This window comes from Vreelandella sp. H-I2 (assembly GCF_052959335.1).
The window spans coordinates 192,692-204,351 of record NZ_JBRAMC010000003.1; the positions used below are offsets into that span (position 1 = coordinate 192,692).

Annotated in this window: 11 protein-coding genes and 1 tRNA gene; 4 read left to right on the plus strand and 8 right to left on the minus strand. The window is 52.4% G+C overall.

Translation table 11 applies throughout. The features are described 5' to 3' along the window. Positions 1–305: 305 nt before the first annotated feature. A tRNA-Leu gene (locus ACUVOF_RS08745) sits at positions 306–390 on the minus strand. Between the two features lie 98 nt (positions 391–488). Here ACUVOF_RS08745 and ACUVOF_RS08750 point away from each other — a divergent pair. Both ACUVOF_RS08750 and ACUVOF_RS08755 read left to right on the plus strand, forming a co-directional pair. Further along, positions 489–1,187 carry a double zinc ribbon domain-containing protein gene (locus ACUVOF_RS08750; RefSeq protein WP_447043986.1) on the plus strand — a complete coding sequence of 233 codons (699 nt, stop codon included), beginning with the start codon at positions 489–491 and terminating at the stop codon, positions 1,185–1,187. 60 nt (positions 1,188–1,247) lie between these two features. Further along, a complete protein-coding gene (locus ACUVOF_RS08755) occupies positions 1,248–2,222 on the plus strand; it encodes a serine/threonine protein kinase (protein WP_447043987.1) in 975 nt (324 codons plus the stop codon). Between the two features lie 33 nt (positions 2,223–2,255). Here the strand turns inward: ACUVOF_RS08755 and ACUVOF_RS08760 are convergent, their stop codons facing one another. Then, on the minus strand, positions 2,256–2,837 hold the full coding sequence (locus ACUVOF_RS08760) for a hypothetical protein (protein ID WP_447043988.1): 582 nt from the start codon (positions 2,835–2,837) through the stop codon (positions 2,256–2,258). 328 nt (positions 2,838–3,165) lie between these two features. Here ACUVOF_RS08760 and folE point away from each other — a divergent pair, with 328 nt between their 5' ends. Then, entirely contained in the window at positions 3,166–3,717 is a 552-nt protein-coding gene (gene folE, locus ACUVOF_RS08765) for a GTP cyclohydrolase I FolE (RefSeq protein WP_447043989.1), read from the plus strand. A gap of 119 nt (positions 3,718–3,836) precedes the next feature. Beyond that, entirely contained in the window at positions 3,837–5,294 is a 1,458-nt protein-coding gene (locus ACUVOF_RS08770; protein ID WP_447043990.1) for an NAD-dependent succinate-semialdehyde dehydrogenase, read from the plus strand. Positions 5,295–5,412: 118 nt separating this feature from the next. Here ACUVOF_RS08770 and purH read toward each other — a convergent pair whose 3' ends face one another. The 6 genes from purH to accB form a co-directional block, all read right to left on the minus strand. Continuing rightward, positions 5,413–7,029 (minus strand): bifunctional phosphoribosylaminoimidazolecarboxamide formyltransferase/IMP cyclohydrolase, encoded by a 1,617-nt coding sequence (gene purH, locus ACUVOF_RS08775; RefSeq protein ID WP_447043991.1) that lies wholly within the window; start codon positions 7,027–7,029, stop codon positions 5,413–5,415. Positions 7,030–7,079: 50 nt separating this feature from the next. After that, on the minus strand, positions 7,080–7,436 hold the full coding sequence (fis, locus tag ACUVOF_RS08780) for a DNA-binding transcriptional regulator Fis (RefSeq protein ID WP_447043992.1): 357 nt from the start codon (positions 7,434–7,436) through the stop codon (positions 7,080–7,082). Next, on the minus strand, positions 7,433–8,485 hold the full coding sequence (gene dusB, locus ACUVOF_RS08785) for a tRNA dihydrouridine synthase DusB (protein WP_447043993.1): 1,053 nt from the start codon (positions 8,483–8,485) through the stop codon (positions 7,433–7,435). The genes fis and dusB overlap by 4 nt, the downstream gene beginning before the upstream one ends. Positions 8,486–8,583: 98 nt before the next feature. Continuing rightward, positions 8,584–9,498: a 50S ribosomal protein L11 methyltransferase gene (prmA, locus tag ACUVOF_RS08790; protein WP_447043994.1), complete on the minus strand. Its 915-nt coding sequence runs from the start codon at positions 9,496–9,498 to the stop codon at positions 8,584–8,586. Between the two features lie 148 nt (positions 9,499–9,646). Next, positions 9,647–10,987, minus strand: coding sequence for an acetyl-CoA carboxylase biotin carboxylase subunit (gene accC / locus ACUVOF_RS08795; protein WP_113267972.1), 1,341 nt, complete (start codon positions 10,985–10,987; stop codon positions 9,647–9,649). A 31-nt stretch (positions 10,988–11,018) separates the two neighbouring features. After that, a complete protein-coding gene (gene accB, locus ACUVOF_RS08800; protein ID WP_447043995.1) occupies positions 11,019–11,486 on the minus strand; it encodes an acetyl-CoA carboxylase biotin carboxyl carrier protein in 468 nt (155 codons plus the stop codon). Positions 11,487–11,660: the final 174 nt, after the last annotated feature.

The window sequence follows — 11,660 nt, forward strand, 5'->3', positions numbered from 1 at the left end:
GCTGGAGGGATTCCAAAAATACTGTTGCTTGACTCGCTGCATGGGAGCTTGGGATCAGGCAGATGGGGGCGAATGCAATCAGATAGAATGCCAATTAATATAAGCAACAATCGATAAAAAGCTTCAGCGAATATTCGTTTCAAGTAGAAATTGAAATGATTGGATCAATTAGACAAGCTGGAGGGAGTATACTGAAGGATAAAAAAACGGACCAAAAAGCTGACCATATTATGCCCAAAACAGGCTGTATGGTGACTAAATCAGGGAAGGGGATAAAGTTAAGAGATTGAAATATAACAAGTAATTGGTGCGGATGGGGAGACTCGAACTCCCACACCTTACGGCACTAGAACCTAAATCTAGCGTGTCTACCAATTCCACCACATCCGCTAAGACGATGCGTATACTATCAATTTTGTAGTAGAAGTCAATCATAGATTTCCATTTTTATGCATCGTTAATTACAACATTAACAGCGAGGAGGAAGCATGGTTTTAAAACAATGGCTGCAGCGGGGAAGTCATTGGATCAAGCAAGCCATGCCAGGTTATTGCGCCTTTTGTTTAGCGCCGGCGCTAGCAGGGCGAGGGTGGTGCGCGACCTGTTTGGATGAGTTGCCGTGGAACGTTCATGCCTGCCGACAATGCGGCGAACCAGTGGCGCATGAAACTCCCTTATGCGGGCATTGCTTAATAGAACTACCAGCGTTTTCGACCACGCAGGCTGGGCTGTTGTACCAAGGGGGGATTAAAGTGCTAGTGCATGATTTTAAGTTCCATGCCTCCCCGCGGGCGGGCACACTGTTATGCAATTTAATGTTATTAACCCCGCCGACAGTCATGGGTGACGCTCTAGTGTCGGTACCGATGCACCCTTCGCATGCCCGCACGCGAGGATTTAATCAATCACACTGGTTAGCCGAGCAGCTCAGCCAACAGCTTGGTATGCCTATCGTTACTGGAAGGCGAATAAAAGATTCTCGCTCTCAGCGAACGCTGAATCGCCAACAACGGGCTGCCAACCTGGCGGGTGCTTTTGTATTTGAATCGCCGCCGCCAGCGCATTTAGTGATAGTCGATGATGTAGTCACCACGGGCGCCACAGGGCATGCATTAGCAAGTGCTGCGCTAGAGGCAGGTGCGCAGCGTGTTGATATTTGGGCGGCTGCACGGACACCTCTAGGTTAGGGTTGATAGAATAGCCCTTTAGCATATTCAAAAGCCTTTTTGCCAACCCAGGAGTGACCTATGTCACACCCGTTTAGCTCTCTTTCGCCCGATTTAGTAATGTCTGCAGTAGAGTCGCTCAATGTTTGGCCAGCAGGCGAGCCCTTTGCATTGAATAGTTACGAAAATCGTGTGCTGATGTTTCGTGATGACGAGGGCAAGAATTGGATCGTAAAGTTTTATCGCCCTGACCGCTGGTCGGATATGGCGATACAGGAGGAACACGATTTTCTACAGGAGCTTGCTGATCATCAGGTGCCGGTAGTGGCGCCTTGGCGTGATCAGGCGGGCGAGTCATTACACTATTTTAAGACTTATCGATTTGCGCTGTTTCCTCATTGCCCCGGTCAGGCGCCCGAGTTAGATAATCCATCGCACTTGTTTGCAATGGGTGAGGTGCTAGGGCGGCTACATAAAGTGTCGGCTAAAAAAGCCTTTCAGCATCGTCCTCGTTTAGAAATGGCGAGTGGCATCCTGGATGCACAGCAACGCGTGCTAGCTAGCCATTGGATGACTTGTCATCAGCGCAGGGCCTATGACCGAGTGATTGCTAAAGTGTATCAGCACCTTACCAAACATAATGTGCCCGCCAGCAATATGATTCGTTGCCACGGAGATTGTCATTTGGGCAATGTGCTGGGTCTTGACGAGCAATTTACTCTTGTCGATTTTGACGACTGTCTCACAGCGCCAGCCATACAGGATATCTGGATGCTACTACCCACTGATGATCCTCAGGGATGGCGATCTTATCTGAGTGAAATTACCGAAGGGTATGAAGAAACATGCTCATTTCCTACTGAGCAGATGTCGTTGATCGAGCCGCTACGAAGTTATCGCTTGATTAGACACTCAGCGTGGCTGGTCTCGCGTTGGGATGATCCCGCTTTTCCACGCGCATTTCCCTGGCTGGCGGATAGTGGCTATTGGGATCAGCATATCCGCCAACTAGAACAGCAGTGCCTGCAATTAGAACATCCACGCTGGTTGGCATAAGCCAGCTTTATTGCAGCGTTAGTTGGCTCTGGTTCATTCTTGTAAACCTGGATCAGGCACGGCTTCTTCGCGAGGCACAGGGTTGTCGATGCCTTCTCCGTTAACTTGGCGGCGTTGCTCATTGAGTTCTGCGGAAGGATTGTCTAGCTCTTTAATTTCAACGGGTTCATCCAGGGTAAGGAGGAACGTTTGCCCAGGTGAAAGGGTACAGGGGGTATCTGTGCAAGCGATACCGTACTGACCATCCTCTGCATACGCGCTGGCACTAAACTCGCCTGTGAATATATCGCTGTCATCGTCATGGGTTTCAATGCATGTGGCTTCTTGGGTGGTAACGCGAATGCGTTCATCCACTAATTGCGCATTACCTACAATGACGCAATATTCAGGTAGCGAGTGCGAAGCCCCCGTTGCTTGAGTAGGATGCAGTAAAATCTCATTAAGGCGTGCCTGGCTTGACTCAAACGCAAGCTCCTCAACAACCTCAACACCTACGGTCGCTTCATTAGGCACAGAAAACGTGGCTTCCGCTTCCGCTTCCTCAGCGTATAGGGGCGTAGCGAGAAAAGGGGCCACGATAGCGGTTAACCAAAATGGTGTTGGCTTAAATGACATAGTGAACTCTCAATGTTGGCGCCTGCAATAAAGGCTGTAAACTAAAACAATTTATCATAGCACAGGCTCCTGGGTTGCAAAGTGAGCTACGCGTCGCTCTGCCGCAGGTAAGGAGCCATTGGCGGGCTATTTGCGGTAAAATACGCACACTATTTATAAACTGTTGTGCGGTAATTTTGTAAGGTATATCTTTTGTATAATATAAGTAGAGATGACGTTGTTTAACGTCGCTTTAATGATGATTTTATGCGCACAGGGCTATAGGCCGAAGTGGCCGCTTGAGTGCGATTGCGCATCGTTTTTGAGATAGCTATTGATGAGGCTAAATATGTCCGATGATATCGCCGAGCACTATCGCCAGATAATTTCAGCACTTGGCGAAGACCCTAATCGTGAAGGGCTGCGAGATACACCAAAACGTGCGGCCAAGGCCATGCAGTTTTTGAATGCCGGCTATTCGCAGTCGCTAGAAACCATTATTAACGGTGCGGTGTTTGAATCAGAAACGGATGAAATGGTGCTGGTAAAAGACATCGAGCTCTACTCAATGTGCGAGCATCATCTTTTGCCCTTCATTGGTAAATGCCATATTGCTTATCTGCCCAACGGCAAAGTGCTAGGGCTATCTAAGTTTGCTCGCATCGTCGATATGTATGCTCGCCGCATGCAAATCCAAGAGAACCTAACGCGTGAAATCGCTGAAGCAGTTCAGGAAGTCACCCAGGCCAAAGGGGTTGCTGTGGTTATTGAGGCACGTCATTTATGCATGATGATGCGCGGAGTAGAAAAACAAAATTCCAGCATGACATCATCGGTAATGCTGGGTGGGTTTCGTAGCAACCAAGCGACCCGACATGAATTTTTAATGCTCATTAGCTGAATCCGCCCTGGGTAATTGGCTAGTAAAGCACGCCGCATACTTGGTCTAAAGGGGTGTTTCGTCCTAGCATGAAGATGTTAATGAGCCTATAAGACCATTATTGTGGTCAGGAGTCTGACATGGAAGCGCTTAAAGAAACGCAGCTGTATTGTCCGTTTGCCTATATAGACGGCAGCTGGGTTGCAGCGGATAGCGGCGAGCAGATTACGGTATTGAACCCCGCAACCGGGGAGTCGATTGGCGATATCCCTCGGTTGGGGAAAGCCGAGACCGAGCGGGCGATTGATGCGGCGGATGCTGCGCTACCCGCGTGGCGGGCCCTCACCGCCCAAGAGCGCGCCGATTTACTGCTGAAGTGGCACGATCTAATGCTAGAACATCAGCAGGATCTTGCGATGCTTATGACCTACGAGCAGGGCAAACCACTCAAAGAGGCGGCGGGCGAAATTGCCTATGCGGCTAGCTTTATACGCTGGTTTGCCGAAGAGGCACGGCGTGTTTACGGTGAAACGATTCCCGCGGGTAAAGCCAATCAACGTATCGTCGTTACTAAACAGCCTGTCGGTGTTGTTGGCGCGATTACCCCTTGGAATTTCCCCGCCGCTATGATCACGCGTAAAGCCGGGGCTGCGCTGGCGGCAGGATGTACCATCGTGGTTAAGCCCGCTAGCCAAACACCTTTTTCAGCCACCGCCCTGGCGTTGTTGGCCGAGCGTGCCGGCATTCCGCGCGGCGTATTTAACGTGGTGCCAGGCAGCGCGAGCGATATTGCGCAAGCCATGACTCAGTCACCGAAAGTGCGCAAAATCACCTTTACGGGGTCTACCGAAGTGGGCCGGAAGCTGATGGCGCAAGCGGCTGAGCACGTGCAGAAGATTTCGCTGGAGTTGGGTGGCAATGCCCCCTTTATCGTCTTTGAAGATGCCGATTTAGATGCTGCGGTAGAAGGGGCTATGGCCGCCAAATTCCGTAATGCCGGGCAAACGTGTATTTGTACTAACCGCTTTTTAGTGCAGTCCAGCGTGATTAACGCTTTTTGTGAAAAGCTGGCGGTCGCCATGAACAGTGAGCTGCATGTAGGCGATGGTACCAAGCCGAATATTAATATCGGGCCGTTGATCGATGAAAATGGCGTTAAAAAAGTCAGTGAGCATGTACAGGATGCCATTGATCATGGTGCTGAGTTACTTTTAGGCGGCCATCCGCATCCGTTGGGCGGTAATTTTTTCACACCGACACTGATCAGTTTTGCAACCGATAAGATGAAGGTGGCTCACGAAGAAACGTTTGGCCCGCTAGCCGCTGTCTTCCCGTTTGACGATGAGGAAACCGCGATTGAAATGGCCAATGATACCCAGTATGGATTGGCGTCCTATTTCTATTCCCGAGACCTTGCCCGCGTATGGCGCGTAGCCGAGGCGCTGGAGTACGGTATGGTGGGTATCAATACGGGAGCTATTTCCAATGCCACTGCGCCGTTTGGAGGTGTGAAAGCCTCAGGTTTGGGTCGCGAGGGTGGCCACCAGGGCTTGGAAGAGTATCTGGAAACCAAGTATCTGTGTATTGATCTTGGCTAAACCTTTCTCTCCCTTTTATTGAAATAATAATGTAAAAAGCCCCAGCGGCCGCTCTTACCCAAAGAGTGCCGGTGGGGCTTTTTTATTACCGTTTAGTAATATATTGAAAATTTTACGTTTAGTGGCGGAAGTGGCGCATGCCGGTAAATACCATGGCAATGCCTGCTTCGTTGGCGGCGTCGATGACTTCCTGATCACGCATGGAACCGCCTGGCTGAATAACAGCAGTAATACCTGCCGCTGCGGCAGCATCGATGCCATCGCGGAAGGGGAAGAACGCATCAGACGCCATCACTGAGCCGGGAACAGAAAGCCCTTCGTCAGCGGCTTTAATACCGGCTATTTTAGCGGAATACACTCGGCTCATTTGCCCTGCGCCAACACCCACGGTTTGGCCCTCTTTGGCATACACAATGGCGTTGGATTTAACAAATTTGGCCACCCGCCAAGCAAAAGCAAGGTCGCGTAGTTCTTGTTCGCTGGGTGCGCGCTGGCTGACCACGGTCAGGTCGTCGCGGGTCACCATGCTGTCGTCGCGCTCTTGTACCAGCAAGCCGCCGTTTACGCGCTTAAAGTCCCACGCAGGCTGCTGTTCGCCGGGCCAGTGAGCACTGACATCCAGCAAGCGAACGTTTTGCTTATTAGCCACGATGGCGGCGGCTTCGTCGCTGATGCCGGGAGCAATAATCACCTCGACGAACTGGCGGTCAATAATCGCCTGGGCGGTTTCGGCGTCCAGTGGCGTATTGAAAGCGATAATGCCGCCAAACGCGCTAGTAGGGTCGGTGGCAAAGGCTTTGTCGTAAGCGGCTAAGGCGGTGGCGCCAATGGCCACGCCGCAGGGGTTGGCGTGCTTAACAATAACGCAGGCCGTCTCACTAAAGGCTTTCACACATTCAAAGGCGGCGTCAGTATCGGCCACGTTGTTATATGAGAGTGGTTTGCCCTGAAGCATTTTTGCCGTAGCAACGCTGGGTTCGCTTGCCTGGGGATCGACGTAGAAGGCTGCCTGCTGATGCGGATTTTCGCCATAACGCATGTCCTGCTTCTTATCTAGCTGCAGATTGAAGGTGCGTGGGAATACCTCATCGGCAGTGCTTACCTTGCGTCCTAGGTAATCGGCAATCGCACCATCGTAGCCCGCGGTGTGCTCAAATGCTTTTACCGCTAAGTCGAAACGTGTGGCGCGACTAACGTGACCATCCTGGGCGGCCAGCTCGCCAAGTACCCGGGCGTAATCACTGCTATTGACCACAATAGTGGTGTAGGCGTGATTTTTGGCGCAGGCGCGGACCATGGTAGGGCCCCCAATATCGATATTCTCGATGGCTTCTTCAAGCGTGCAATCTGGCTTGGCAACGGTGGCAGCAAAGGGATAGAGATTGACGACTACCATATCAATCGGGGTGATGTCGTTTTCGACCATGACCGTGTCATCTTGGCCGCGACGGGCCAGAATGCCGCCGTGAATTTTCGGATGTAACGTTTTAACGCGGCCATCCATAATTTCTGGAAAGCCGGTGTGCTCAGAGACTTCTTTCACCGCAATGGCGTTTTCCTGCAATAGACGAAAGGTGCCTCCAGTGGAGAGAAGTTCAACCCCGTGCTCAGTGAGTCCGCGGGCGAACTCCACAATGCCGGTTTTATCAGAAACGCTCAAAAGCGCACGGCGAACGGGAGCGGTATTGCTATCAGTCTGAGAGGGATTATCAGCCATTAGAGGGTTATCAGCCATTAGAGTGCTCTTGTGCAGAGTCGAGAATTAAAAACAACGACGCCCCAGGGTTACGGGGCGTCACCTTCGATAAGTCCGTACAGCTTGAGTTTTTTGCGCAGGGTGCCGCGGTTCAGGCCAAGGACATCAGCAGCCCGGGTCTGGTTGCCGTCGGTGTGCTCTAGGACGCAGGCGAGTAGAGGTGCCTCGACTTCAGCCATCACCATGGCATAAAGGTCGGTAGCCTGACTGCCGTCTAGATGCTCGAAATAGCGGCGCATAGCCATTTCTACTGCCTCGCGAAGGGGCTGTGGCGGCGAGCTAGCAATGGCAGGGTCAGCTAGCGTGCCCGCTAGAGGGGCATAGCTCTCGCTGGGATAGGCGTCGCTGGGGTAGTCGTCGCTAGAGAGAAGATCGCGTTCAGTCATGCAGCATAGCTTCCTTTGGCTAGCAGACGCATGGCGGCGCCAGGGGCCATTACGTCGTTGATCCAATCAAATTGCGTTTCAGGTGACGCTAACGCATTGAACTGCTGCTTAAGCGTGCGCTGCTGAGGCTGCGTAAAACGGGGGTCATCATTGATGTACCAGCCAACATGTTTACGCGCGATGCGCACTCCCATGGTCGTACCGTAAAAATCGTGTAACGCTTCCACGTGCCCAAGAAGTACCTGCTGACGCTCCGCCAGCGTGGGCAAAGCCATCTTTTCTCCATAGTGAAGATAATGGCTAATCTGTTGAAAGATCCATGGGTTGCCTTGAGCGCCACGGCCAACCATTACTGCATCAGCACCTGTATACGCGAGTACCTCGGCGGCTTTTTCGGGGCTTGTTATGTCGCCGTTGGCAATCATGGGTATCGAGAGGCGAGATTTTATCTCGGCAATCGTGTCGTACTCTGCCTGTCCAGTATAGCGCTGCTGGCGATGACGGCCATGTATGGCTAACGCTTGAATGCCTGCTGACTCGGCAAGCCTGGCAATACGCAGCGCATTGTTCGAATCAGCGCACCAGCCCGTACGAATTTTCAGCGTTACTGGAATATCGACCGCTGATACTACAGCGTCGAGAATGTCGGCGACCAGGGTTTCATCGCGAAGCAGCGCAGACCCAGCGGCTTTATTGCACACTTTCTTGGCGGGGCAGCCCATATTGATATCAATAATCTGTGCGCCTAGCTCAGCATTCAAGCGTGCCGCCTGAGCGAGCATCTCAGCGTCGCCTCCAGCGATTTGTACCACGCGCGGGTCAGGCTCGCCACGGTGATCCATGCGCAGCTGAGACTTACGTGTATGCCAGAGGCTAGGATCCGCCGTCACCATTTCGCCCACCACCCAGCCAGCACCCAGCCGTCGACATAGCTGACGAAAAGGGCGGTCGGTAACGCCGGCCATGGGCGCGAGAATTACCCGATTAGGTAATGTAAACGGACCAATAGTGGCTGGGCCTGGGGTGGCTGGTCGTGCGGTTAAAGTCATGGCGTCGGGCTTTATATACTGTGCTGGCGGCGAGTAGGTGCGTTCAAGGAGGCGTATGATACGCCTACTCGGCGACAGGGTGAAGGCGGATTGCCGCTTTAACGCGGACGTTGGCCACTTAGCCGCACCCAGCCTTCACGGATCAACGGTTCATTCATCATGATTCCCTGCGCCGCATAGGCCTGATGAACATCGTCGGCTTGGTTGGCTAAAATACCGGATAGTGCGATACGGCCGCCTGGGGCCACGTGCCCTGCAATCATCGGTGCTAATTCGACCAATGGGCCAGCCAAAATATTGGCAGTTACGATGGGATAGCCGCCACCATCGTTTAACTGTTCAGGGTAATAAAGATTTAAATCTTCCTCGGCAATGCCGTTACGCTCCGCATTATCGCGGCTGGCCTGCAGTGCTTGAGGGTCAATATCAGTCGCGTCGGCATGGTTGGCGCCCAACTTAAGTGCAGCAATGGCAAGAATGCCCGAACCGCAGCCGACGTCTAAAATAGTTTGCTGTGCTAGGTGGCCTGCAACTGCCAATTCATCCAACCATTCCAGGCACAACGCTGTGGTCGGGTGCGTGCCAGTACCAAAGGCAAGGCCAGGATCGAGAATTAAATTCACCGCATCGGCTTCAGGGGGCTCATGCCAGCTGGGTACGATCCAAAGGCGTTGTCCCATGCGTAGTGGCGTAAAATCATCCATCCACTCGCGCTCCCAGTCGCGGTCTGCTAGCAACTCATACTCGATGGCCGGGCAGGGTTCTCCTGGCATCTGCTCAGACCACGCTGCCTCAATACGCTCCAGCATGCTTGCGATGCCCTCTAGGTCGTCGTAGAGGCCGGTAAGGATAGTGTCTTCCCACAGCGGTGTCGTGCCGCGCTCGGGCTCAAATACCGGATCATCGTGGGCATCCTGAAGGCCGATTGCTGTCGCACCTTCGTCAAGCAACAGCTCTTCGAGGAACTCTGCCTGCTCGGGGGCGACATGAGCTTTGAGTTGAAGCCAGGGCATGAAGATTCTCCGCAAGACGAATTAAAGACAGTACAGTAGAGGCAAGTACAGTAGAGATAAGAACAGTAAAGACAAGCGCGGGGTGGGCATGGCCACCCCGCTGGGCATTACACTTAACTTAGTATTGGAAAAGGGCGTAAGGGCGGTATTAAGCGCTGAGTTTCTTTTCCAGGTAGTGAATGTTGACGCCGCCTTGACGGAAGTAGCTGTCACGAACCAAATCTTTTTGTAGGTCAATATTGGTTTTAATGCCTTCCACCAGTAACTCGTCGAGCGCATTGCGCATCCGCGTCAGAGCTATTTCACGATCAGCGCCCCAAGTGATTAGCTTACCAATCAGAGAGTCGTAATGAGGCGGTACGGTGTAGCCGGTATAGAGATGCGAATCCATACGAACACCTAGGCCACCCGGTGCGTGAAACAACGTTACTTTGCCAGGGGAAGGCATAAAAGTACGTGAGTCTTCGGCGTTAATCCGGCACTCAAAGGCGTGTCCATTAAGTTGCACATCTTCCTGGCGAATCGACAGCGGCAAACCAGAGGCAATGCGTAGCTGCTCTTTGACGATATCTACGCCGGTCACCATTTCCGTCACAGGGTGTTCAACTTGAACGCGGGTATTCATCTCAATGAAGAAATACTCACCGTCTTCGTACAGAAACTCAAAGGTGCCAGCACCACGATAATTGATCTTAATGCACGCTTGGCGGCACGCCTCAAGGACTTGGGCGCGGGCGTCAGGATCAAGTCCAGGAGCCGGGGCTTCTTCAAGTACTTTTTGGTGACGGCGTTGCAGCGAACAGTCACGGTCATAGAGATGAATAGCGTTGCCCTGTCCATCAGCAAGCACTTGCACTTCTACGTGGCGCGGCTTTTCAAGGAATTTCTCCATATAAACCGTGCCATCACCAAAGGCGGCGTGCGCTTCGGTACGGGTAACCGTAATCGCCGATAGCAGATGACCTTCAGAGTGCACCACGCGCATCCCGCGGCCACCGCCACCAGAGGCTGCTTTAATGATCACTGGATAACCAATGCGACGTGCGGTGTCTAAATTAGTGGCGTCATCATCGCCCAAAGGACCATCAGAGCCAGGCACTGTGGGAACACCGGCTTCCTTCATTGATTGAATCGCACTGACTTTATCGCCCATTAGGCGGATCGTCTCGGCGCGTGGGCCAATAAAGGTAAATCCAGAGCGCTCAACCTGTTCAGCAAAGTTGGCGTTTTCAGACAGAAAGCCATAGCCCGGGTGAATGGCGGAAGAGTCAGTGACTTCGGCTGCACTGATCAATGCCGGGATATTTAAGTAAGACTGCGCTGACGATGCCGGTCCAATACACACGGCTTCATCCGCCAGGCGAACATGCATGAGTTCGCGATCAGCTTTGGAATGTACCGCTACGGTTTTAATGCCCAGTTCTTTGCAGGCCCGTAGAATACGAAGGGCAATCTCGCCGCGGTTCGCTATAAGTACCTTGTCCAGCATGGGAGAATCCACCCGTGTTGAAAATGAAAGATTAAGCGATAACGATCATGGGTTGATCGAACTCTACTGGTTCGCCATCTTCCACTAGGATGGCTTCCACCACACCGTCACGGTCAGCTTCGATTTGGTTCATCATTTTCATGGCTTCAATGATGCATATAGTGTCGCCTTGCTTGACGCTATCACCGACTTCCACAAACGACTTGGCACCTGGCGCTGGGCTGCGGTAAAAGGTGCCTACCATCGGCGAGTTAACCGCTTCGCCACGGTAGCTGGCGCCTTGAGGCTCTGCTTCAGTAGTAGAGGACACTACTGGAGCGCCTGCAGAAGGTGCATAGCTGGGCTGCTGCGCATAGTGTGGCATCGGTTGTGGCTGCCACGAAGCGCCGTTAGGGTGGCGGCTGATACGGACTGACTCTTCGCCTTCCTGAATTTCAATCTCGCTAATATTAGATTCTTCGAGCAGCTCAATCAGTTTCTTAACTTTGCGGATATCCATGGCATGGCCCTATCAATGTCGTAAAAGTAGGTTGTGAGAAATAGTCACAGAGCGAACCCAGCCTAACGGCGGGCCTATGCGACGCTGCGCAGTACTTATAAAAAAGCGCAGTAAACCAGAATTAAAAACGAAGAGAACGCTGCATGTTAGCGAACGTTACCCTGTTCTCACCCC

Coding starts and splice junctions, on each gene's coding strand:
- ACUVOF_RS08750 (WP_447043986.1), top strand. CDS start 489: ATGGTTTTAAAACAATGGCTGCAGCGGGGAAGTCATTGGATCAAGCAA.
- ACUVOF_RS08755 (WP_447043987.1), top strand. CDS start 1,248: ATGTCACACCCGTTTAGCTCTCTTTCGCCCGATTTAGTAATGTCTGCA.
- ACUVOF_RS08760 (WP_447043988.1), bottom strand. CDS start 2,837: ATGTCATTTAAGCCAACACCATTTTGGTTAACCGCTATCGTGGCCCCT.
- folE (WP_447043989.1), top strand. CDS start 3,166: ATGTCCGATGATATCGCCGAGCACTATCGCCAGATAATTTCAGCACTT.
- ACUVOF_RS08770 (WP_447043990.1), top strand. CDS start 3,837: ATGGAAGCGCTTAAAGAAACGCAGCTGTATTGTCCGTTTGCCTATATA.
- purH (WP_447043991.1), bottom strand. CDS start 7,029: ATGGCTGATAACCCTCTAATGGCTGATAATCCCTCTCAGACTGATAGC.
- fis (WP_447043992.1), bottom strand. CDS start 7,436: ATGACTGAACGCGATCTTCTCTCTAGCGACGACTACCCCAGCGACGCC.
- dusB (WP_447043993.1), bottom strand. CDS start 8,485: ATGACTTTAACCGCACGACCAGCCACCCCAGGCCCAGCCACTATTGGT.
- prmA (WP_447043994.1), bottom strand. CDS start 9,498: ATGCCCTGGCTTCAACTCAAAGCTCATGTCGCCCCCGAGCAGGCAGAG.
- accC (WP_113267972.1), bottom strand. CDS start 10,987: ATGCTGGACAAGGTACTTATAGCGAACCGCGGCGAGATTGCCCTTCGT.
- accB (WP_447043995.1), bottom strand. CDS start 11,486: ATGGATATCCGCAAAGTTAAGAAACTGATTGAGCTGCTCGAAGAATCT.